Source organism: Sphingomonas lenta (assembly GCF_002288825.1).
GTDB classification, from domain to species: domain Bacteria; phylum Pseudomonadota; class Alphaproteobacteria; order Sphingomonadales; family Sphingomonadaceae; genus Sphingomonas; species Sphingomonas lenta.
Genome location: NZ_NSLI01000002.1, coordinates 405,953 through 426,667 on the forward strand (window position 1 = coordinate 405,953; position 20,715 = coordinate 426,667).

Annotated in this window: 20 protein-coding genes; 8 read left to right on the forward strand and 12 right to left on the reverse strand. The window is 69.2% G+C overall.

Annotation, left to right across the window (positions count from 1 at the left end; genetic code table 11):
- Position 1: 1 nt before the first annotated feature.
- The 4 genes from metH to CKY28_RS05210 all read right to left on the reverse strand — a co-directional run bounded on the left by metH (position 2) and on the right by CKY28_RS05210 (position 5,646).
- Positions 2–2,587, reverse strand: coding sequence for a methionine synthase (gene metH, locus CKY28_RS05195; RefSeq protein WP_095997268.1), 2,586 nt, complete (start codon positions 2,585–2,587; stop codon positions 2–4).
- 121 nt (positions 2,588–2,708) lie between these two features.
- Positions 2,709–3,755: a homocysteine S-methyltransferase family protein gene (locus CKY28_RS05200; protein ID WP_095997269.1), complete on the reverse strand. Its 1,047-nt coding sequence runs from the start codon at positions 3,753–3,755 to the stop codon at positions 2,709–2,711.
- Entirely contained in the window at positions 3,755–4,696 is a 942-nt protein-coding gene (gene metF / locus CKY28_RS05205; protein ID WP_095997270.1) for a methylenetetrahydrofolate reductase, read from the reverse strand. Before metF ends, CKY28_RS05200 begins: the two co-directional genes overlap by 1 nt.
- Positions 4,693–5,646: an ArsR/SmtB family transcription factor gene (locus CKY28_RS05210; RefSeq protein WP_095997271.1), complete on the reverse strand. Its 954-nt coding sequence runs from the start codon at positions 5,644–5,646 to the stop codon at positions 4,693–4,695. The genes metF and CKY28_RS05210 overlap by 4 nt, the downstream gene beginning before the upstream one ends.
- 125 nt (positions 5,647–5,771) lie before the next feature.
- Here CKY28_RS05210 and CKY28_RS05215 point away from each other — a divergent pair, with 125 nt between their 5' ends.
- From CKY28_RS05215 to CKY28_RS05225, 4 genes are all read left to right on the forward strand, one after another.
- Entirely contained in the window at positions 5,772–6,098 is a 327-nt protein-coding gene (locus CKY28_RS05215; protein WP_095997272.1) for a hypothetical protein, read from the forward strand.
- A 156-nt stretch (positions 6,099–6,254) separates the two neighbouring features.
- Positions 6,255–6,428 carry a hypothetical protein gene (locus CKY28_RS18550; protein WP_176472960.1) on the forward strand — a complete coding sequence of 58 codons (174 nt, stop codon included), beginning with the start codon at positions 6,255–6,257 and terminating at the stop codon, positions 6,426–6,428.
- Positions 6,425–7,378 (forward strand): aldo/keto reductase, encoded by a 954-nt coding sequence (locus tag CKY28_RS05220; protein ID WP_095997273.1) that lies wholly within the window; start codon positions 6,425–6,427, stop codon positions 7,376–7,378. The genes CKY28_RS18550 and CKY28_RS05220 overlap by 4 nt, the downstream gene beginning before the upstream one ends.
- Before the next feature lie 58 nt (positions 7,379–7,436).
- Complete coding sequence (locus tag CKY28_RS05225) at positions 7,437–9,500, forward strand: putative bifunctional diguanylate cyclase/phosphodiesterase (RefSeq protein WP_095997274.1); 2,064 nt, start codon at positions 7,437–7,439, stop codon at positions 9,498–9,500.
- Between the two features lie 7 nt (positions 9,501–9,507).
- Here CKY28_RS05225 and CKY28_RS05230 read toward each other — a convergent pair whose 3' ends face one another.
- The 5 genes from CKY28_RS05230 to CKY28_RS05250 form a co-directional block, all read right to left on the reverse strand.
- Complete coding sequence (locus tag CKY28_RS05230; RefSeq protein WP_095997275.1) at positions 9,508–10,071, reverse strand: EF-hand domain-containing protein; 564 nt, start codon at positions 10,069–10,071, stop codon at positions 9,508–9,510.
- A 61-nt stretch (positions 10,072–10,132) separates the two neighbouring features.
- Entirely contained in the window at positions 10,133–11,404 is a 1,272-nt protein-coding gene (locus CKY28_RS05235) for an amidohydrolase family protein (RefSeq protein ID WP_141243850.1), read from the reverse strand.
- A 105-nt stretch (positions 11,405–11,509) separates the two neighbouring features.
- Positions 11,510–11,656 (reverse strand): LytTR family DNA-binding domain-containing protein, encoded by a 147-nt coding sequence (locus CKY28_RS05240; RefSeq protein WP_176472961.1) that lies wholly within the window; start codon positions 11,654–11,656, stop codon positions 11,510–11,512.
- 382 nt (positions 11,657–12,038) lie between these two features.
- Complete coding sequence (locus CKY28_RS05245) at positions 12,039–12,347, reverse strand: hypothetical protein (RefSeq protein ID WP_176472962.1); 309 nt, start codon at positions 12,345–12,347, stop codon at positions 12,039–12,041.
- A 32-nt stretch (positions 12,348–12,379) separates the two neighbouring features.
- The gene (locus CKY28_RS05250) at positions 12,380–13,762 is read right to left on the reverse strand and encodes a helix-turn-helix domain-containing protein (RefSeq protein WP_095997279.1); all 1,383 of its coding nucleotides are present in this window, start codon (positions 13,760–13,762) and stop codon (positions 12,380–12,382) included.
- A gap of 273 nt (positions 13,763–14,035) precedes the next feature.
- Between CKY28_RS05250 and aceA the strand changes: the two genes are divergently transcribed.
- Entirely contained in the window at positions 14,036–15,316 is a 1,281-nt protein-coding gene (aceA, locus tag CKY28_RS05255) for an isocitrate lyase (protein WP_095997280.1), read from the forward strand.
- Between the two features lie 13 nt (positions 15,317–15,329).
- A complete protein-coding gene (locus CKY28_RS18555) occupies positions 15,330–15,482 on the forward strand; it encodes a hypothetical protein (protein ID WP_176472963.1) in 153 nt (50 codons plus the stop codon).
- Between the two features lie 661 nt (positions 15,483–16,143).
- Here CKY28_RS18555 and CKY28_RS19050 read toward each other — a convergent pair.
- Both CKY28_RS19050 and CKY28_RS05265 read right to left on the reverse strand, forming a co-directional pair.
- Positions 16,144–16,788 (reverse strand): DUF4893 domain-containing protein, encoded by a 645-nt coding sequence (locus CKY28_RS19050; protein ID WP_095997281.1) that lies wholly within the window; start codon positions 16,786–16,788, stop codon positions 16,144–16,146.
- A 2-nt stretch (positions 16,789–16,790) separates the two neighbouring features.
- Positions 16,791–17,576: a 3-hydroxybutyrate dehydrogenase gene (locus CKY28_RS05265; protein WP_095997282.1), complete on the reverse strand. Its 786-nt coding sequence runs from the start codon at positions 17,574–17,576 to the stop codon at positions 16,791–16,793.
- 74 nt (positions 17,577–17,650) lie between these two features.
- Here CKY28_RS05265 and ypfJ point away from each other — a divergent pair, with 74 nt between their 5' ends.
- A complete protein-coding gene (gene ypfJ / locus CKY28_RS05270; RefSeq protein ID WP_095997283.1) occupies positions 17,651–18,574 on the forward strand; it encodes a KPN_02809 family neutral zinc metallopeptidase in 924 nt (307 codons plus the stop codon).
- A gap of 253 nt (positions 18,575–18,827) precedes the next feature.
- Here ypfJ and CKY28_RS05275 read toward each other — a convergent pair whose 3' ends face one another.
- Entirely contained in the window at positions 18,828–19,658 is an 831-nt protein-coding gene (locus CKY28_RS05275; RefSeq protein WP_141243852.1) for an SAM-dependent methyltransferase, read from the reverse strand.
- 218 nt (positions 19,659–19,876) lie between these two features.
- Between CKY28_RS05275 and CKY28_RS05280 the strand changes: the two genes are divergently transcribed.
- Entirely contained in the window at positions 19,877–20,608 is a 732-nt protein-coding gene (locus CKY28_RS05280; RefSeq protein WP_095997285.1) for a S8 family peptidase, read from the forward strand.
- Positions 20,609–20,715: the final 107 nt, after the last annotated feature.

A 20,715-nucleotide genomic window follows, 5' to 3' on the forward strand; every position in this document is an offset into this window, starting at 1 on the left:
GCTAGTCCAGGTTCGGGCGGAGCCAGCGCTCCGCCTGCTCCACGCTGACGCCGCGGCGCTGGGCATAGTCTTCGACCTGGTCGCGCCCGATGCGCGCCACGCCGAAATACTCGGCCTGCGCGTGCCCGAAATAGAAGCCGCTGACCGCCGCCGTCGGCAGCATCGCGAAGCTGTCGGTCAGCGTCAGGCCTGCGGCCCCCTCCGCGTCCAGCAGCTCGAACAACGTGCGCTTGAGCGAATGCTCCGGGCACGCCGGATAGCCCGGCGCGGGCCGGATGCCGCGATACTGCTCGCGGATCAGCGCTTCATTCGTCAGCTGCTCGTCGGGCGCGTAGCCCCACAGCGTCGTGCGGACATGCCGGTGCAGCGCCTCCGCGAACGCCTCCGCAAGTCTGTCCGCCAAGGCTTTGAGAAGGATGTCGTTATAGTCGTCGTGGTTCGCCTTGTAGCGCTCCAGATGCGGCTCGATCCCGTGGATCCCGACCGCGAACCCGCCCATCCAGTCGCCCGCGGGATCGACGAAGTCGGCCAGGCACATATTCGCCCGCCCCTCGCGCTTGTTGATCTGCTGGCGAAGGAACGGGAAGCGCTCGCCCGAGCCGAGCACGACGTCGTCCCCCTCGCGCCGGCACGGCCACAGCGCCGCGACGCCGCGCGCGGTGAGCCACTTCTCGCCCACGATCCGGTCGAGCATTCCTTGCGCGTCCGCGTAGAGGTTGGTCGCGCTCTCGCCCACCACCTCGTCCTGCAGGATCGCGGGGTACGTCCCCGCCAGCTCCCACGCGCGGAAAAACGGCGTCCAGTCGATATGGCCGCGCAGGTCCTCGAGCGGCCAATCATCAAAACGATGCACCCCCGGCCTCGCCGCCGCCGGCGCCTTGAGCGCCATGTCGGCCGCGAACCCCCGCGCGCGCGCCTCGGCGAGCGGCAGCAGCTCGTTCGCGCCCTTGCCTGCGCGGCTATCGCGCACCGCCTGGTAGTCGGCGGCGACGTTGGCGACATAGGCGTCGCGCCCCGTCTCGCTCACCAGCGTGGTCGCCACGCCCACGGCTCGCGAAGCGTCGAGCACGTGCACCACAGGCCCGTCATAGGCCGGCGCGATGCGGAGCGCCGTGTGTACCTTGGACGTCGTGGCGCCGCCGATCAGCAGCGGCATCGTCATCTTGGCGCGGCTCATCTCCTCCGCGACGGTGACCATCTCGTCGAGCGACGGCGTGATCAGGCCGGACAGGCCGATCATGTCCGCGTCGTTCTCGTTCGCCGCCTCCAGGATCTTCGCCCAGGGCACCATCACGCCCAGGTCCACCACCTCGAAGCCGTTGCACTGAAGCACCACGCCGACGATGTTCTTGCCGATGTCGTGGACGTCGCCCTTAACGGTCGCCATCACGATCCGGCCCTTGGACCGCGCGCCCGCGCTCTTCTCCGCCTCGATATAAGGCAGGAGATGCGCCACCGCCTTTTTCATGACGCGAGCGCTCTTAACGACTTGCGGCAGGAACATCTTACCCGATCCGAAGAGATCGCCGACGACGTTCATGCCGTCCATCAGCGGTCCCTCGATCACCTCGATCGGGCGGGCGTGCGCCTGACGCGCCTCCTCCGTGTCGTCGACGATGTGCGCGTCGATGCCCTTGACCAGCGCGTGCTCCAAGCGCTTGCGCACGTCCCAGCCGCGCCACTCCTGCGCCGCCTTTTCCGCGACCGCGTCGCCGCCCTTGAACTTCTCGGCGAGCGCGATGAGCCGCTCGGTGGCGCCCAGGTCGCGGTTGAGGATCACGTCCTCGCAGCCCTGACGCAGCTCGGGGTCGATCGTGTCGTACACGTCGAGCTGGCCGGCGTTGACGATCGCCATGTCCATCCCCGCCGGGATGGCATGGTAGAGGAACACCGAGTGCATCGCGCGGCGCACGGGCTCGTTGCCGCGGAAGGAGAAGCTCAGGTTCGAGAGCCCGCCCGAGATATGGACGTGCGGGCAAGCGGCCTTGATGTCGCGGCACGCCTCGATAAAGTCGACGGCGTAGTTGTTGTGCTCCTCGATCCCCGTCGCCACCGCGAAGATGTTGGGATCGAAGATGATGTCCTCGGGCGGAAAGCCGATGCCACACAACAGCTTATAGGCTCTCGTGCAGATCTCGACCTTACGTTCGCGCGTATCCGCTTGGCCGACCTCGTCGAACGCCATGACGACGACCGCCGCGCCATAGGCCATGCAGCGCCGCGCCTGGTCGAGGAAGGGCTCCTCCCCTTCCTTCATGCTGATCGAGTTGACGATCGGCTTGCCCGACACGCATTTCAGCCCCGCCTCGATCACGCTCCACTTGGAGCTGTCGACCATCACGGGCACGCGCGCGATGTCGGGCTCGGCGGCGATGAGCTTGAGGAAGGTCGTCATCGCCGCCTCGGCGTCGAGCAGGCCTTCGTCCATGTTGACGTCGATGACCTGCGCGCCCGCCTCCACCTGCTGGCGCGCGACCTCGACCGCTTGCGCGTAGTCGCCCGCCATGACGAGCTTCTTGAACTTGGCGGAGCCGGTGACGTTGGTCCGCTCGCCGATGTTGACGAACTGGGCGGTGGAAGCAGTCATCTGTCTTTCTCTCCCTCTCCCCTTTGGGGAGAGGGCCGGGGAGAGGGGCTGAGCAGGGGAAGGCGCTTGGAACAGCCCCTCTCCCCAACCCTCTCCCCGGAGGGGAGAGGGAGCAGGACGGTCAAGCCGCCATCGTGAACGGCTCCAACCCGGCGAGCCTGGTCCGCACCTCCGGCCGGCACACGCGCCTGGGCTCCAGCCCCGCGACCTTGTCGGCGATCGCCTTGATGTGCGCCGGCGTCGAGCCGCAGCAGCCGCCGAGCACGTTGACCTGCCCCGCGACCGCCCACTCGCCGACCAGCCCCGCCGTGGTCGCCGGCGCCTCGTCGTACGCGCCGAGCTCGTTGGGCAGCCCGGCGTTCGGATAGACCATGATCAGCGTGTCGGCGACTTGAGACAGCGTGCGAACATGCGGCCGCAACTGCTCGGCCCCGAATGAACAATTCAGCCCGATGGTGATCGGCCGCGCGTGTCGCACCGCGTGCCAGAACGCTTCCACGGTATGCCCCGACAGGTTGCGCCCCGACAGGTCGGTCAGCGTCATCGACAACATGATCGGCAGGTCGCGATGCGCGGCCCAGCCCGCTTCCAGCGCGGCCATGATCCCCGCCTTGGCGTTGAGCGTGTCGAACACCGTCTCGATCAGGACGAAGTCCGCCCCACCCTCGACCAGCGCGTCGATCTGCTCGCGGTACACGCCCTTCAGATAGTCGAAATCGATCTCGCGATAGCCGGGATCGTTGACGTCGGGGCTCAACGACAGCGTCTTGTTCGTCGGCCCGATCGCACCCGCCACGAAGCGCGGCCGCCCGTCCTTGGCTTCGAACTCGTCCGCCAGCTCCCGCGCGATCCGCGCCGAGGCGACGTTGATCTCACGCACGAGATGCTCGGCGGCATAGTCCGCCTGGCTGATCCGGTTTGCGGAGAAAGTGTTGGTCGACACGATGTCCGACCCCGCCTCCAGGTACGCGCGCGTGATCGCCTCGGGCACCTCAGGCTTGGTGATCGCCAGGATGTCGTTATTGCCCTTCTGGTCGTGGCTGAGGCCGAGGTCGCCGGCGTACGCCGCCTCGTCCAAACGCCAGTTCTGAATCTCCGTCCCGAACGCGCCGTCGGTCAGCAGGATGCGCTTCTCGGCCTCGGTCAGCAACTTAGCCCGGATACCCATCACGCCGCCTCCGCTTGCGCGACCGCTTTGGGCCGCACGCCCAGCAGGTGGCAGATCGCATAGGCCAGCTCCGCCCGGTTGAGCGTGTAGAAGTGGAACTCGCGCACGCCGCCCGCATAGAGCTTGCGGCACAGCTCGGCCGCGATCGTCGCCGACACGAGCTGGCGCGCGGCCGGGTGGTCGTCCAATCCCTCGAACAGCCGGTCCATCCAGTCGGGGATGCTCGCCCCGCACTGGCCGGCGAACTTGCGCACCTGCGCGACGCTCATCACCGGCAGGATGCCCGGCACGATCTCCGCGTCGACGCCCGCCGCCACCGCGCGGTCGCGGAAGCGGAAATAGGTCTCGGGCGAGAAGAAGAATTGGGTGATCGCCCGGTTCGCGCCCGCGTCGATCTTGCGCTTGAGGTTGTCGATGTCCGACTGGTCGCACGGAGAGTCCGGGTGCCGCTCAGGGTATGCCGCCACCGAGATCTCGAACGGGTGCAGCTTGCGCAGGCCCGCCACCAGGTCGGCCGCGTTCTCGTAACCGCCCGGATGCGTCGCATAGGGCGTGCCCGGCGTCGGCGAGTCGCCGCGCAACGCCACGATGTGCCGCACGCCCGCCGCCCAATACTCGTTCGCGACCGCGTCTATCTCCTCGCGCGTCGCCTCCACGCAGGTCAGGTGCGCGGCCGCCGCCATCGGCGTCTCGCGCTGAATGCGCGCCACCGTCGCGTGCGTGCGCTCGCGCGTCGATCCACCCGCGCCATAGGTCACCGACACGAAGCGGGGGCCGAGCGGCTCCAGCGTCCGGATCGACGACCAGAGCGTCTCCTCCATCTTCTCGTTCTTAGGAGGAAAGAACTCGAACGAGACCGCCATGTCGCCGGCCAGGTCCGCGAACAGCGGCGCGTCGAGCGCGCGCCGCGCCTCTTCGAGCTGGGGAACCGATAACGTCATGCCGCCTTCACCTCTTTGAGCCGCGCGCCCTGCTTGCGCCCGAGCCATAGTTTCACCGTGAGTTCGCCCCCCTCGAGCGTCTCCGTCCGGGCAAGCTGGAGCCCCGCCGCCTCGTACCAGTGCCGCACCTGCTCGTCGGAGAAGCCCAGGCGCGCATGCGCGTCGCGCGTGCGCAGCTCCTCGCGCCCGTGCGGCGCGAAGTCGGCGATCAGCAGCCGCCCGCCCGGCCCGAGCACCCGCGCAGCCTCGCCGATGGCGAGCTCCGGCGCCTCGGCGAAGTGCAGCACGTGGTGCAGGATCGCGAGGTCCGCCTCGCCGTCGCCGAGCGGCAGCCGATACAGGTCCGCCTGGCGAAGCTCGGTATTGGCGCGGTCGTGCAGCTTGGCGCGCGCCAGGCGCAGCATCTCGGACGAGCGGTCGACGCCCAACGCCTGCGCCGCCCGGCCGCCGAACAGCTCCAGCATGCGCCCGGTGCCGGTGCCGATGTCGACGAGCACGCCGACCGGAGCCTCGCCCAGCACCGCCGCCATCGCCGCCTCGACCTCGCTTTCCGCCACGTGCAGCGACCGGATCGCGTCCCACTCGCCCGCATGCGTCTGGAACCAGGCGGCCGCCGCGGCGGTGCGGTCGGCGCGGACCGCCTGCAGCCGCGCCAGATCGGCCTCGGCCCAGCGATCGACCGTGCCGCCGCCCCACGCGTCGAGCGCGGCCGCGAGCGGCTCCACCACCGACGGCGCACCAAGCGCCACGAACACCCAGCTGCCTTCCTTGCGGCGCTCCACCAGCCCGGCATCGGTCAGGATCTTGACGTGCCTGGACACGCGCGGCTGGCTCTGGCCCAGCACCTGCGCCAGCTCGCCCACCGACAGCTCCATGCGCCGGACCAGCGCCAGGATGCGCAGCCGCGTCGCGTCGGCGAGCGCGCGGAAGATGTCGAGCGGCTCCGTCACGCATAAGGATATAAAGATATCTTTATATGAGGTCAACGGACTAGCCGGACGGACCCGAAATGACCAAAGCGCGTTTGCGCCCATCGGCAACGACAAATGTCGGCAAACAACCAAGAGGAACGCCCATGAAGAAGTTCGTGATCCCCGCCCCCCTAATCCTTGGCGCCGCCCTCGCGCTCGCCGCTTGCGGCCAGAACGCGCAGAACGAGACCGTGGAGGCCGCCAACGCCACCGCCGCCGACGTGGACGCCACCACGGAGAACGCCGTCGATGACGTCGACGTCGCGACCGAGAACGCGCTGGGCTCGGCCGAGCAGTCGCTCGACCAGGCGGGCGAGTCGATCGAGAACGGCGCGGAAGCGACTGGCGCCGCCGTCAGCAACGCCGCCGACACCGCCGCGGACGCCACCGGCAACGCGCTGAGCAAGGCCGGCAAGGCGATCCAGGACTAAATCATTCCCCTCTCCCGCTTTCGCGGGAGAGGGACAGCGGCGCAGCCGCAGGGTGAGGGCCTGTTCATCGGGATACGCCCTGACCAAGCCCTCACCCTGGCCCTGCGGGCCTGTCACTCTCCCGCGAAAGCGGGAGAGGGCTTAGTAAGGCACCCCATGCGCCCCCTCCTCCCTCTACTCCTCCTCGCCGCCTGCTCCGTCGAACCCGAACAGCCCGGCCAAGTCTCCGCCGACGAGGCGCGCGAGCTGAACGAGGCGGCCGAGATGCTCGACGCCAACAGCATCGACCTGAACGAGGTTGAGGAAGACGCCGAAGGAAACGAGGCATGACCCCCACCAGACGCCTCGGCGCGACCGACCTCATGATCGCGCCGCTGGTGCTGGGCGGCAACGTGTTCGGCTGGACCGCCGACCGCGACGCCAGCTTCGCCGTGCTCGACGCTTTCGTCGCGGCCGGCGGCACGATGATCGACACCGCCGACGTCTACTCCGCCTGGGTCCCCGGCCATCGCGGCGGCGAGTCCGAGACGCTCATCGGCGAATGGCTCGCCCGCTCGGGCAAGCGCGACCAGGTCCAGATCGCGACCAAGGTCGGCATGCTGCCCGGAGAAGGCGGCGAGAAGCTCGCCCCCGCGCGCATCGCCGCCGCCTGCGAAGCGTCGCTGAAGCGCTTGGGCGTCGACACGATCGACCTCTACTACGCGCACCAGGACGACGACGCGACGCCGCAAGAGGCGTATCTCGAGGCGTTCGGCCGGCTCCACGAACAGGGCAAGTTCCGCGTGCTGGGCGTCAGCAACTTCCGCGCCCTGCGGCTCAAGTCCGCGGTCGATCTCGGCAAGCATCGGGATGGCCTGCCGCGCGTCCACGTGCTCCAACCCGAATACAACCTCGTCTCGCGCCATAAGTTCGAGGGCGAGCTCCAGGACTATTGCGTCCAGGAGAATATCGGGGTGCTGCCCTATTACGGGCTCGCCTCCGGCTTCCTCACCGGCAAATACCGTTCGCCCGACGACCTGGGCAAAAGCGTGCGCGGCCAACGCATGGCCGAACTCCTGGAAGGCCGCGGCCGCGCGGTGCTTGACGTCATGGACGCGGTCGCCGCGGAGACGGGCGCCGACCTCGCCCCCATCGCGCTCGCCTGGCTCCTGGCGCAGCCCGGCGTCACCGCGCCGATCGCGTCCGCGACGAGCGTCGAGCAGCTCGAACGGCTCATGCCCGCGATGACGCTGCAGCTCTCCGAAGACCAGCTCGCGCGCCTCTCCAACGCGGGCGCGTGAACACGCGTTAACCCTGCTCCGCAACCTAGGCATAAGCGGGTCGCGTCTAACCAGGGTTATGAACACCCGCCCTCAGACCGCGCGATCGTCGAAGCTGCGCCGTCTGTTCGCGTCCGACGAACGCGCGGGTGATCGCTCGGAACTGGAGCGCGGGCAGCTGGCGCTGACGCTGGTGCGCGAGTTCGAGGCGCAGGGCGCGGGCTGGTTCTGGCGCACCGACCGCGACGGCCAGATCCTCTACCTCTCCGACAAGGTCGCGGGCGTGATTGCGGGCGGCGATGCGGCGGGCGCGCCTTTCTCGCGCCTTTTCCACACCGACGATGACGGCCAGAACAAGCGCACGCTCGCCTTCCACCTATCGTCGCGCACCGCCTTCGCCGACCTGTCGGTGCGCACGCCGGGGCCGGAGGAGGACCGCTGGTGGTCGATCTCCGGCCGCCCGCTCGTCGACGAGCTCGGCCATTTCCAGGGCTTCGTCGGCCACGGAAGCGACCTGTCGGAGAAGCGCCGCTCGGAAGCCGAGATCACCCGCCTCGCACTCTACGACGGCCTGACGGGGCTCGCCAACCGCGAGCGGATGCGCGTGTCGCTCGACCAGACCCTGTCCGCCGCGCGCACCGCCTACCGCGCCAACGCGCTGATGCTGCTCGACCTGGATCGCTTCAAGCAGGTCAACGACACGCTCGGCCACCAAACGGGCGACGCGCTGCTCCAGCAGGTCGGCCAGCGGCTGATGCGCTGCGTCGGCGACACCGGCCTGATCGGGCGGCTGGGCGGCGACGAGTTCCAGGTCCTCCTGTCGAACGAGGGCAGCCGCGACCGCGTCGCAGAGGTCGCGCAGGCGATCATCAACTCGCTTTCCCAGCCCTACTTCATCAGCGGCTCCAGCATCTCCATCGGCTGCTCCATCGGCGTCGCCATCGCGCCGGAAGACGGCTCGGACGCCGACACGCTGACGCGCAATGCCGATCTGGCGCTTTACGCCGCCAAAGCGGACGGCCGGGGCGTTCATCGTTTCTACCGCCCGGAAATGCTCGCGGATGCCCAAGGCCGCAAGCGGTTGGAGGACGATCTTCGTATCGCGTTGCAACACGACCAAATGCACGTGTGCTACCAACCAGTTGTCTCCGCCGAAACCGCCCGCATCGTAGGCTTTGAGGCGCTGGTACGCTGGGAGCATCCCAAGCGCGGCCCCGTATCGCCCGCCGATTTCATCCCCATCGCCGAGGAGTGCGGGCTGATCGAGGCGATCGGCGAGCGCGTGCTGCGCGCCGCCACGCGCGATGCGGCGGGCTGGCCGGAGGACGTGCGTGTCGCCGTCAACGTGTCGCCCATCCAGTTCGCCAATCCGGCGCTGCCCGTGCTCGTCGCCAACGCGCTCGCCAGCGCCGGCCTCGCGCCTTCGCGCCTCGAGCTGGAGATCACCGAGTCGGTGTTCCTGACCGACTCCGCCCAATCCGACCGCATGTTCGCGGCGCTGAAAGGTCTGGGCGTTCGCTTGGCGCTGGACGACTTCGGCACGGGCTATTCGTCGCTCGGCTATCTGCGTTCGGCGCCGTTCGACAAGATCAAGGTCGACCAGAGCTTCGTGCGCGGCGCGGCGATGCCGGGCGGGCGCAACGCGGCGATTATTCAGGCGATCGTCACGCTCGCCACCGCGCTCGGCATGGAGACCACCGCCGAAGGTGTCGAAATCCAGGACGAGATCGAGCTCGTCCGCCGCTTGGGCTGCAGCCATATCCAGGGCTACGTCTATGGCCGGCCCATGCTGGGCGCGCAGGCGGCCGAGGCGCTCGCAGCCAACCAGGGACGCGCATCACCCGTCGGCCACAAGGTCAGCCGCGCTCCCCGATCGCGCATGCTCCGGCGCGCGCGGCTCGACATACGCGGCGACAGCCTGATTGTGCGCATCCGCAACTTGTCGGCGACGGGCGCCATGATCGACGGTGCGGATCTGTCGGCCCACCCCGCCGGCACCCCCGTGCTGATCGAACTGGTCGACGACCAGATGTTCGCCGGCCATCTCCGCTGGGCAGTCGACGGCCGGGCGGGCGTGCAGTTCGCCGATAGCTTCAGCCTGGAGCGCTTGAGCGTCGGCGCGGCGCGACCGCCCGCGCGCTAACCGCGGCTCAGCCGCGCGCCCCGCGGGCGGCGCGGCGCTCCTCGCGCGTGACCCGCCCGTCGCGGTTCGCGTCGACCCGCTCGAACGCCCGCGCCCGCACGGTCAGCACCTCGGCCAGCGATACGCGTCCGTCCCGGTTCGCGTCGATGCGCGCGAAGCGCTTGCCGCCGAGGCGCAATAGGCCGCGGCGTTCCGCCAACCGCTCGCGCCGCTCCGCCCGACGCTCGGCGCGGCGCTCGCGACGGTCGCCGCGTTCCGCCCTACCCTCGCGTTCCAGGAACTCGGTCCGGCTGATCATCCCGTCGCGATTGGCGTCGAGGCGCGTGAACGCCTGCTCGCGCCGCTCCTGGCGATCTCCGGCACGCTCGCCGCGCCGGGACGCCCGCACCGCACGAGCCTCGTCCTGGGTGACGTAACCGTCGCGGTTCGCGTCTACGCGCGCGAAGTCGGCCCGCACGCGGGCTTCCATATCGGCGCGTGTCGACCCGACACCCGCTTGCGGCGCGACTTGCGCCGACACAGGCACGGCGACCACCGCCGCGGCGAGAAGTCCGGCCAGCAACTTGTTCATCAGGTTACTCCTTTTGTACCGGCTCGACTTGCCACGGCGACGCTGACGCGAACGTGAACCACTACGGCGCGACGGGAATGCGCCTCCCCGCCTTGACCCGGTCCGTGATCAGCCGGAGCGCCTTCACGTCCCGCGTCGGGTCGCCGCCCAAGACCAGAAAGTCCGCCTCGCAACCCGCTCGGAAGCAGCCGATCCGCCGCTCGGGAAAGAGCAACGCGCCCGTACCCAGCACGATGCGCGTCGCCTCGTCGGGCGTGAACGCGCCGATGGTGACCCAGTGCTCCGCCTCTTCGAAGATCGGGCCCCATGTATCCGTGCCCATCAGCAATGTCGCGCCCGCCTGCTTCAGCCGCTGCATGTTTCCACGCTGGCGCTCGAACACGCGCCGGCGCAGCGCGGAATCGGGCGCGGGTTTGCCCGGCTCCGCAGCGAGCTCACCCGCTGCAAGCGCATAGGTCGGCACGAGCTTCATGCCCGCCCGGACGACCGCGCGTGCGTCCTCGTCGGTGAGCGTCACCTTCGCTTCGCCTTCTTCGCCCGACCGCGAGTGATAGCCTGGCACATGGGCCGCCACCGCCACCCCTGCCGCGGCCGCGACGCGCAGGTCGGCGGCGGTATCCAGGTGCGCGGCCACCCACAGGCCCCGCTTGCGCGCCGCCCGGACGAGATGGCGCATGTTGCGCGGATCCAGCCCGCGCTGCCCATAGAAGCTCGCATCGCCACGCCTCCTCTCCCAGTCCTTCGAGTGAAGCAGGTAGGCCTTGACGAAGTCGGCGCCTTGACCGCGCAACCGGTCAAGCGCCGCATCGATCTCGGCGGGCGTCGATCCATAGTGGAACGCGTTGCCGACGAACCAGGCTCGGTCGCGGCCCTTGTAGACATACCGCGTCAGGTAATCGACGTAGAGCCGTTCGGGATGACCGCCCGGCTCGGTAATCCCGCCTTGGGCGATCTTGACGTCGTAGGTGTCCGGCCGGGCGAAGAACGCCTTTGCCTCGACGGACAGGGTGACCGTGTTCGGGTTCCACACGTATAAGACCCCGTCCTTGAGGTAACGCGTGCTGGCCGCCGGCGTCGGGTCCGTGATGTGCGCGTGCGCGTTGCCGTAGGCCGGCACAACCCATCGCCCGCCCAGGTCTACGCGCGCCGCGTCGCGCCCGGCTCCACGCGGATCGACGAAGCGTCCGCCGCTCACGGCCAGCATACGGGGCACGAAGCCGTCGCCCGTCCATACTCGCCCGTTCTCGTACAGGGTGACAGGCTCGCCCCCACCCTTTCCGCCGCTCGTAGTCGTGCATCCCGCGACCGCTAGCGCCACCCATAGCCAACGCATTCGAAACCTCCCGGACCGATTCGGCCCGGCGATACGCGGCCTCTCAGGCGGGGCCGCTCGATTTTCCGCCAACGGGCATCGCCGGTCGGCGAACGGACACGCGCGTCAGAGCAGCTGCTCGCGAACCAGCTTAGCGCCCGCCCGGCTCGCCTGGACGACCCCGCCCGCCTCCATGTGCAGGAGCAGGCGTCCGCCGCCTGCAGGCTCGGCGCGAACGACACGATCCAGGTTGACGATCGCCGAACGGTGCACGCAGGAAGCGCCCGGGATCGAGCATGTCCGTGAACTCCGCCAGCGTGGTCCGGACCAGATGCCGGCCCGTGCATGTGGTCAGCTCGGCATAATCGTCGGCGCCCGTGATCGCGACGATCTCGCCCGGATCTACCGCCATCATCTCGTCGCCCGCTCGCACCAGCAACCTTGCCGGCTTGGCGGGCGCGAAAGGCTCGGCCTCCGCTGCCACCTGCCGCACGGGCCGCGCTTCCAATTCCGCCAGGGCGGCCAACGTCGCGTAGGCGAACACGCCTTGTAGCAATTGCCACGCGGCGGCCTCGCCGAACAGGAAGCGCTTAACCGTGAATTGCGTCGGCGACGTGCCGTTGAACAGGCCTCCGACGACGGTCAGCAGCCAGAATCAGCCGAGCGTGAAGCAACCGGCGAGCACCGCATGAAGGAGGATCTGACGCGGAACTGATCGACCTGCCGCAAACCGCAGCATCAGCGCCCGCGCCGCGCCGGCCAGCAATAGCAGCGGCGCGACGTTGCGCAGCGTGTACACGACCCAGCGCTCCGGCCCGCCGGGCCGCGTGGTCGCGAAAACGATGAAGTATGCGAGCGTGACGCCCGAGCCCAATATGAGCCACCATCGCGTCGAACGCGACAGGGAAGGCCATCGCATGCTCGCCCCCGCCGACCCGATCACGCTCCGCGCCACGTCACTCATGCCCCGTTGTAACCGCGCCGCGCGGCCATCGGCTAGTCGCCCACGAAGGTCAGCGCGCTCGCCCGGCGCTCCCGCTCGTTGATCAGCAGCGCCCGCCCCGCGGGTGGCGCGGACCGCTGCGGGCAGTCGGGACGAAGGCAGGCGCGGCAGCCTAGACCGACCGGCGTCGCCTCTCCGGTCAGGTCCAGCCCTCGCGCGGCGGCGAGCACGCCCGCCAGGCTCGCCTCGACGCCCAGGCCGACTACGAACTCGGCCGGGACGCCGCCGTAGCGGCGGCTCTGCGGCGTCACGGTCCGTGCGATCGTGAACCAGCGTGACCCATTCTCCAGTTCCATCAGATGCGTCACCAAGGCTCCCGGCCTGTCGAAGGCCGCATGCAGCCGCCAAAGGGGGCAGCGCCCGTCCGCCTCGACCAACGCCGCGCCGCTCGCGCCCGCGTAACGCTTGGACGCCTGCCCGGCGCGATCGATGCGGATCATGAAGAAGGGCAAGCCCCGCGCGCCGACGCGTTGCAGCGTCGTCAGCCGGTGCGCAACCTGCTCGAACCCCGCGCCGAAACGTCGCTGCAGCAGCTCGACATCATAGCCCGTCGCCTCGCACGCGCGCAGGAAGCGGGCGTAAGGCATCATCAGCGCCGCCGCCCAGTAGCTTATGAGGTGTCGGCGATAGAGCCGCTCGGCGGTGCGGTCCGCGAACGCCGCGCCGCGGACCAGCGCGTCGATCTCGCCCCGCGCCTCCAGCGCCGCGAGCTGGAAGGCGACCGCGAAGCTGCGCGACGCCGGGTCGAGCAATTCGCTCAGCTGAAGCTGCCGCGCGTGGTAATCCACGCGGCGGAGCACGTCGGGCATGACGTCGACCGGCAGCACACGGATGGAGAGCCCGTGCTTAACGCGCAGCCGCTCGCCCGCCGCGCCGTACAGGTCGGGCGACCGCGTCCGGAGCTCGTCCGCCAGGGCCTCGGCATGCGCGTCTAGGTCGGCGAAGTGGTTGCGCCAGCGCTCCACCTCCTTGCGGACGAGGACGAGCGGGTCGTCCGATGCCGCTGCGCCCTGCCCGCCGCCGAGCCGGTCGTAGACGCGCGCGAACGCCTCCGCCCCGCCCGGTGCGGCCGCCAGCCACTCGACCAGCTCCGCGCGGTCGATCTCCAGGTCCGCGAACATCGGATCCGCGAGCCGCTTGCGCATCGCTTCCGCGCCACCGCCCGGCTCCGCCCCCGACAGCGCGCGTGGATCGAACCCGAACCGTTCGACGAGCCGGACGATCAGCGCGGCCGACACGGGCCGCTGGTTGCGCTCGATCAGGTTCTGGTAGCTGGCGCTGATCCCGAGCGCCTCCGCAAAGGCCCCCTGCCCCAGCCCGAGCTGCAACCTGAGCTTCCGCACCGCGTGCCCGGCGAAGACCTTGCGTTCGGCCATGTCCTACAAGCTCCGTTTCGTGTCACGCTCCAAGTCGTGACCGTCACCCTGGCCCCATTCTCCGCCGCATCGTTATCGACTTGGGGCGACGAGGAGTCCGCGACCAAGCTGCCCCGCCTTATCCGAGCTGTAAAGACTTCACATCAATACACGCGTTCAGCCGTAAGTACCCGTACAACGGTCCCGTCTGAACTCGAAACAACCACGTGTTCCGTATTAAACTCGTCAAAGTCACACGTACAACCGGCCCGAACGGTAAAGGGGAGATCACGAGTGACGATCGGTTTCGAGGATTTGGTTCCAGCGCCCACCGGCCGGTTCGACGGGATCACCCGCCCCTACACCGCCGACGATGTGGCTCGCCTGAGGGGTTCGGTGGCCGTCGAGCACACGCTCGCCAAGCGCGGCGCGCTGAAGCTGTGGGAGCTGCTCCAGACCGAAGACTACGTCCACTCACTCGGCGCGATGACCGGAAACCAGGCGATGCAGATGGTCCGCGCGGGGCTGAAGGCGATCTACCTGTCCGGCTGGCAGGTCGCCGCCGACGCCAACACGGCGGGCGCGATGTATCCCGACCAGTCGCTCTATCCCGCCAACGCCGGACCGGAGCTCTGCCGCCGCATCAATGCGACGCTCCAGCGTGCCGACCAGATCGAGCACTCCGAAGGCGGCGCGATGCGCGACTGGTTCGTCCCTATCGTCGCCGACGCGGAGGCCGGGTTCGGCGGCCCGCTCAGCTGCTTCGAGATCATGAAGGCGTACATCGCCGCCGGCGCCGCGGGCGTGCACTATGAGGACCAGCTCGCTTCCGAGAAGAAGTGCGGGCACCTGGGCGGCAAGGTCTTGATCCCCACCCAGGCGCATATCCGCAATCTCGACGTGGCGCGCCTAGCCGCCGACGTATGCGGCGTGCCGACGGTGCTCGTCGCGCGTACCGACGCGGAGAGCGCTAAGCTGATCACGTCGGATGTGGACGAGCGCGACCGCGAGTTCCTGACCGGCGAGCGCACCGCCGAGGGCTTCTTCCGCCTGCGCGAGGGGACGGGCGTCGACCACTGCATCAAGCGCGGGCTCGCCTTCGCCGAGCACGCCGACCTGCTCTGGTGGGAGACGTCGCACCCCAACATGGCCGACGCGCGTCGCTTCGCCGAGGCGATCAAGCGCGAGCACCCCGGCAAGATGCTCGCCTACAATTGCTCGCCTTCGTTTAACTGGGAGAAGAACCTGGATCGCGACGACATCGCCAAGTTCCAGCGCGAGCTGGGCGCGATGGGGTACAAGTATCAGTTCGTGACCTTGGCCGGCTTCCACCAGCTCAACTACGGCATGTTCGAGCTCGCCTCCGGATACCGCGACCGCGGCATGGCCGCTTATTCCGAGCTCCAGCAAGCCGAGTTCGCCGCGGAGCCGCGCGGCTACACCGCGACGCGCCACCAACGCGAGGTGGGCACCGGCTACTTCGACCTCGTCGCGCAGACGATCGCCGGCGGCGAGAGCTCCACCACCGCGCTCGCCGAGTCGACCGAGACCGCCCAGTTCCAGCACGCAGCATAGAAGGAGAGAGAGGATGCAGACCCAACCCCAACGCAGCCGCGCCGTCTTCTCGACGGAAGACTTCCAGCTCTTGAAAGAAGCGGTGGGCGACTACGTCCGTAAGATCGCCGACGAACCGCGCTCCGCCAAATTCTCGAACCTCTACCATCGCTTGGGCCGCCTCTAGACCCGCCGCCTTCCTGGGGAGGAAGGATGCCCGCCGCCGGTGCGCCGACGGCGGGCATTCCCGTCCATTTTGGGGCTGTCCCGCACGTCCGGTTTGAGCCAAAGCGGCCTCGCTAATCGGACGAGAGGCCCATGCGTTTCCTCCTCAAGCCCCTAGCCGCGCTGCTGTTCTGGCTCGGCTCCGCGCTTCCCGCCCATGCGGCGGTCACCATCATCTTCTGGAGCCACGAGTTCGGCAACGACTTCCCGCACGCCTTTATCCAGCTGCGGGGCGTGCCGGACGCGGGCGGGCCGCCGGTCGACATCAACTACGGCTACACCGCCAAGACGATCACGCCCGCGATCCTGTTCGGCGCGGTGCCGGCGCGGATCGACATCGCCAAGCCCGGTTACCTGCGCGGCAGCGACGCGCAGTTCTCGATGGTGCTGACCGACGCGCAATATCGCGAGATGCTGTCGCTGGTGGCGGAATGGGCGCACCCCGACGTCGACTACAAGCTGAACAGCCGCAATTGCGTCCACTTCGTCAAGGAGGCGGCGCGGCGCCTGGGCCTGACCGGGATCGACCATCCCGAGCTGATGAAGAAGCCGCGCAGCTATGTAAAAGCAGTCGCCGATGCTAACCGCGGCCGCGTCACGGTGATCGGCATGGACGGTGAGGACTATCTCGTCTCGCTGCCGCCGCTGCCAGCACCAGCCGTGGCTCCGGCGCCCGCCGTCGTGCCCCCGCCCGTGGTGCCGACGCTGACAGGCACGAGCTCAATCACGTCGAGCAGCGACTCGAACCGGGGGTAAGGAAAGACCATTCGCCAGCGCCGATCGCCGACGCGCTCGACGAACGCCGCCATGTCGCGGTTGCGGTCGCGGCCGTAGCGAATCACGCGGCGCTCGTCGCCCAGGCTCAGCGTGCCCAGGAACACCGCGCGGCCCGACGTGTGCGCGTGGATCGCGCCGACCGGCCGCTGCGAGCCGTCGACCTTGGCGAAGGCACCATCCGCGCCGACGCGGCAGCGGAACCAGGAGTAGGCGATGAAGTCCAGCCCCGCCGGGCCCTGCGAGCCGAGTTTGAAGGTGCGGCACCGATAATCGCCGGCGGGCGGCGTCGGGCCGCGGAGGTTGCGGTCGGGATTGAACAGCGGGCCCTCGGCTGCGATCACGGCCGCGCCTCCGCCCCGCCGCGCTCGGGGCAGCGCCGCCATCCAGGCGTCGCGCCAGCTGCGCAGGCGACGGCGGTCGTCCTCGGTGGCGAGGTCCCGCCAATCCGCCGCCGGTGCGACGAGTGCGATGATGCCGAAGAGTAGCGACATTGTCAGGTTGCCGTCCAGCCGCCGTCGACAGACAGGTTCGCGCCGGTGATCGACTTGGCCTCGTCGCGGCACAGGAATAGCGCGAGTTCGGCGACCTCCTCCGGCGTGACGAACTGCTTGGTCGGCTGGGCGGCGAGCAGCACGTCGTCGATCACCTGCTCCCGCGTCAGGCCGCGGGTGCGCATGGTGTCGGGGATCTGGTTTTCGACCAGCGGAGTCCAGACATAGCCCGGCGAGATGCAGTTGACGGTAATGCCTTCCTTGGCCGTCTCCAGCGCCACCGTCTTGGTCAGGCCGATCAGCCCGTGCTTGGCGGCGACGTAGGCGGACTTGTTCGGGCTGGCGACGAGTGAATGGGCGGAGGCGGTGGAGATGATCCGGCCCCAGCCTTGAATGCGCATGTGCGGCACCGCCGCACGGGTCGTGTGGAAGCAGGAGGTGAGATTGATCGCGATGATCGCGTCCCACTTTTCCGACGGGAAGTCGGCGATAGGCGAGACGTGCTGGACGCCGGCGTTGTTGACCAGCACGTCGATGCGGCCCGTCCGCTCGACCGCGCGTTCGACTAAGCCGACCACCTCGTCGCCCTTCGCCATGTCGGCGGGGTCGTAGAAGGCGTCGGCACCGCTGGCCCCGGCGAGCTCAGCGCGGGCAGCCTCGATCGCGGCCTCGTCGCCGAAGCCGTTAATCACTACCGTCGCGCCCTCGCGGGCGAAAGCGCGGGCGTAGGCCAGCCCGATGCCCGAGGTGGAGCCGGTGACGACCGCGGTCTTGCCCTTCAGGAACATGCCCAATCCCATGCCGATGCAACTTGGAGCAACCCCTACGCATTCCTGCCGGCACGGCAACGAGGGAAAGCGCGATGCGGCTCGACGACTTCGATCCCAACATCAACGTCGAGGACCAGCGCGGATCGGGCGGCGGGTTCGGCGGGTTCGGCGGCGGGGGCGGCGTCGGCGGGTTCCTGCCGCTGATCCTGGGCATGGTCGGGAGCCGCTTCGGCTGCGGCGGGATCGTGGTCGTGCTGCTCCTGTTCGCGGTGTTCGGCGGGCTGGGCAATCTCGGCGGATTGGTGGGCGGCGGCGGGCAGGTCGCGGGACCGTCGGGCCAGAGCGTACAGCGGAGCGACGGCAGCGTGCAGGGCGCGTGCACGCTCAACACGATCAGCCGCGCGACCTGCGCCGCGTACAGCTCGACGGAGAACACCTGGGAGGCGCTGTTCCGCGCGCAGGGCCAGACGTTCGACCCGCCCAAACTCGTCTTCTTCTCCGGTACCGGCCAGTCGGGATGCGGCGTGGCGCAGTCGGCGATGGGGCCGTTCTACTGCCCGCCCGACCAGGGCATCTACATCGACACGAGCTTCTTCGACGAGCTCGCCAACCGGTTCGGCGCGAGCGGCGACTTCGCGCAATATTACGTCGTGGCGCACGAGATGGGGCACCACATCCAGAACATCACCGGCACGTCCGACCAGGTGCGGCGCGCCCAGGCGCGGGCGTCGGAGACGGAGGGCAACCAGCTGTCAGTCCGGCTCGAGCTGCAAGCGGACTGCTATGCGGGCGTCTGGGCGGCGCAAAACCGCGAGCGGCTGGAGCCCGGCGACGTGGAGGAGGGCCTACGCGCGGCGCAGGCCATCGGCGACGACGCGCTGCAGCGCCAGGCGCAGGGCCGCGTCGTGCCCGACAGCTTCACGCACGGCAGCTCCGAACAGCGCATGCGCTGGCTGCGCGTCGGGCTGGAGACGGGCGATCCGGCGCGGTGCGACACCTTCTCCGGAGCGGTATGAGGCGCGGAAGTTTACGAAGGTGCCGCGCTTTCGTACCTTTTTCGGGTGACTAATCGGGTATTCGCAATTTTGGTTCAGTGACTTAGCTCGCTTTTCACCCGATTCGAACGTGCGGCGAATCGGAGAAAACGGCACCTTTACGCAGCTTTTCGCAACACTTCGCGGTGTCTCGCGGGCGTCAGAGCGGCACCTGCCGCCTTTTCAGGTCGCAAGCGGGGCGTGATCGACGATGAGAAAGAGCGAGCGTCAAGCCTTAGCGCGTCGCTATTTTGTAGGACAGGTCTGCGCGCTCGGCGCGCCAGCCGGGGCCGGTGATCGCGTCGCCCGCCACCTTACCTTCCCAGCTGCGCCCGCCGGCGGTAAGGCGGATGCGCGGGCCGTCCACCCTGCCTTCCAGCCGCTCGGTCCCGAGCGCGCCGCCGACGAGCTGGTAGCGTTGAGTGAGCACGAGGTCGGCGGGCGGACGGCCCGGCTCGATCAGCCGCCAGCAGCCGGCGACGGAGGCCGGGACGCGCCATAGGTAGACGCGCGCGCCGCCGGCGCGGCCGCGGGCGTCGGGCGGCCAGTCGCCCATGTCGAAGGCGTGGCTGACGACGCGCGCGCCGGGCCGCATGTCGGACAGGATGCGCGGGCGGAGCTTTAGGTTGACCTCGGGCAGCAGGAACATGGCGAGCACATCGGCGTTGCCCAGCGGCGTGCGGAACAGGTCCTCGACGCGAAACCGGGCGCGGTCGGCGAGCCCGCGGCGTTCAGCCTCGCCGCGCGCCTCCTCGACCAGCACGGGATCGATGTCGACGCCCAACCCCGTCGCGCCCCGCTCGGCCGCGGCGAGCAGCACGCGGCCGTCGCCCGTGCCGAGGTCGACGACGCGGTCGCCTGGCCGGACGGCGGCCATGTCCATCATGAGCTTCACCACTTCCAGCCGCGTCCGGGCATAAGGCACGTCGAGCGCGGGCGCGTCGCCCGTGAGCGAGGCGATCGAGCACTGCGCCTCCGTCGCGGAGGCGCAACGCGCGCCGAGCGCGACGCCGCCGGTCAGCAGCAGCGCCAGCGCCACGGCCGCGATCCGGTGCGCGCCGCTCACCGCGGCACCCACCCGTGTCCAACCCGCAACTTGATTTCAAGCGTTACGCTCGCGTAAGCAATATTCATTTCGTCGCGTTCGAATAACCGGCCCTAAAATGTCAGATTGACAGCCGCCCGGCTTCGCGCAAGCTTTGTTGCCGGGCGGATCGTGGGGGTTCGTTGGGACCGGGGGGTCCGGAGTTGAAACGACTGAAATGGGCCGCGGCAGTGGCGGCCATGTTCTCGTTCGCGAGCGTCGCGGAGGCCCGCCCAGTAGTGGCGGTGATCGACAGCGGCGTCGCCATGACCGACGAGCTGAAACCCTATTTGCGTGGCGAATTCGACATGGCGGCCGACCGCGCGCGCGCCGCGTTCCGGCCCCGCTACGACCATGGCACGATGGTCGCGACCATCCTGACGCGCGCGGCGCACGGCCAGGTGGACATCGTCTCGTTCCGCATCGACGACCCGGCGGGCTGCCCGGAGGCGCTGAACCCGCCCTGCCAGCCGTCCGCCGCGCCGATCGCGCGGGCGATCCGCAAGGCGATCGAGCTGCGCGTCGACGGCATCAACATCTCGTTGGCGCTGAAGCACGATCCCGAGATCACCGCCGCCGTGCGCGAGGCGACGCGCCGCGGCATCTTGGTCGTCATGGCCGCGGGCAACGCCGGCCGCGACGCGCCCGACAATCTCGACATGGCGATCGCCGGATTCCCCTTCGCGACGCTGGTCGGCGCGCTGGACCCGTCCGGCCAGCCCTGGACGGGCACGAACCGGCCGGAGGAGAAACCATCAGGTCGGTACAACTATGTCTGGCGACCGGGCGTAGACGTTCCCTCCTCCATTGCGGACGGCCACGCAGCGCACGGCACGGGCACGTCATTCGCCGCGCCGATCGAGGCGGGGTTGTTGTTCTATCGTGCGGTGGTGCCTGTGGAGACGGCGGGGCCGGTGACCGGGGCGCGGTGATCGGGCGCGACCGAGCCTGACTTCGCGCGCGAACTGCATCGTTTCTCCTCGCTTCCTTCATCCCGTCTCCAAACCGGTCTGCGAAGCGTCAGCCAGCTGATCGAGGG

Excerpts from the sequence above, each read along its gene's own strand:
- metH (WP_095997268.1), bottom strand. The coding sequence starts at position 2,587 with ATGACTGCTTCCACCGCCCAGTTCGTCAACATCGGCGAGCGGACCAAC.
- CKY28_RS05200 (WP_095997269.1), bottom strand. The coding sequence starts at position 3,755 with ATGGGTATCCGGGCTAAGTTGCTGACCGAGGCCGAGAAGCGCATCCTG.
- metF (WP_095997270.1), bottom strand. The coding sequence starts at position 4,696 with ATGACGTTATCGGTTCCCCAGCTCGAAGAGGCGCGGCGCGCGCTCGAC.
- CKY28_RS05215 (WP_095997272.1), top strand. The coding sequence starts at position 5,772 with ATGAAGAAGTTCGTGATCCCCGCCCCCCTAATCCTTGGCGCCGCCCTC.
- CKY28_RS18550 (WP_176472960.1), top strand. The coding sequence starts at position 6,255 with ATGCGCCCCCTCCTCCCTCTACTCCTCCTCGCCGCCTGCTCCGTCGAA.
- CKY28_RS05220 (WP_095997273.1), top strand. The coding sequence starts at position 6,425 with ATGACCCCCACCAGACGCCTCGGCGCGACCGACCTCATGATCGCGCCG.
- CKY28_RS05225 (WP_095997274.1), top strand. The coding sequence starts at position 7,437 with ATGAACACCCGCCCTCAGACCGCGCGATCGTCGAAGCTGCGCCGTCTG.
- CKY28_RS05230 (WP_095997275.1), bottom strand. The coding sequence starts at position 10,071 with ATGAACAAGTTGCTGGCCGGACTTCTCGCCGCGGCGGTGGTCGCCGTG.
- CKY28_RS05235 (WP_141243850.1), bottom strand. The coding sequence starts at position 11,404 with ATGCGTTGGCTATGGGTGGCGCTAGCGGTCGCGGGATGCACGACTACG.
- CKY28_RS05245 (WP_176472962.1), bottom strand. The coding sequence starts at position 12,347 with ATGAGTGACGTGGCGCGGAGCGTGATCGGGTCGGCGGGGGCGAGCATG.
- CKY28_RS05250 (WP_095997279.1), bottom strand. The coding sequence starts at position 13,762 with ATGGCCGAACGCAAGGTCTTCGCCGGGCACGCGGTGCGGAAGCTCAGG.
- CKY28_RS18555 (WP_176472963.1), top strand. The coding sequence starts at position 15,330 with ATGCAGACCCAACCCCAACGCAGCCGCGCCGTCTTCTCGACGGAAGAC.
- CKY28_RS19050 (WP_095997281.1), bottom strand. The coding sequence starts at position 16,788 with ATGTCGCTACTCTTCGGCATCATCGCACTCGTCGCACCGGCGGCGGAT.
- CKY28_RS05265 (WP_095997282.1), bottom strand. The coding sequence starts at position 17,576 with ATGTTCCTGAAGGGCAAGACCGCGGTCGTCACCGGCTCCACCTCGGGC.
- ypfJ (WP_095997283.1), top strand. The coding sequence starts at position 17,651 with ATGCGGCTCGACGACTTCGATCCCAACATCAACGTCGAGGACCAGCGC.
- CKY28_RS05280 (WP_095997285.1), top strand. The coding sequence starts at position 19,877 with ATGTTCTCGTTCGCGAGCGTCGCGGAGGCCCGCCCAGTAGTGGCGGTG.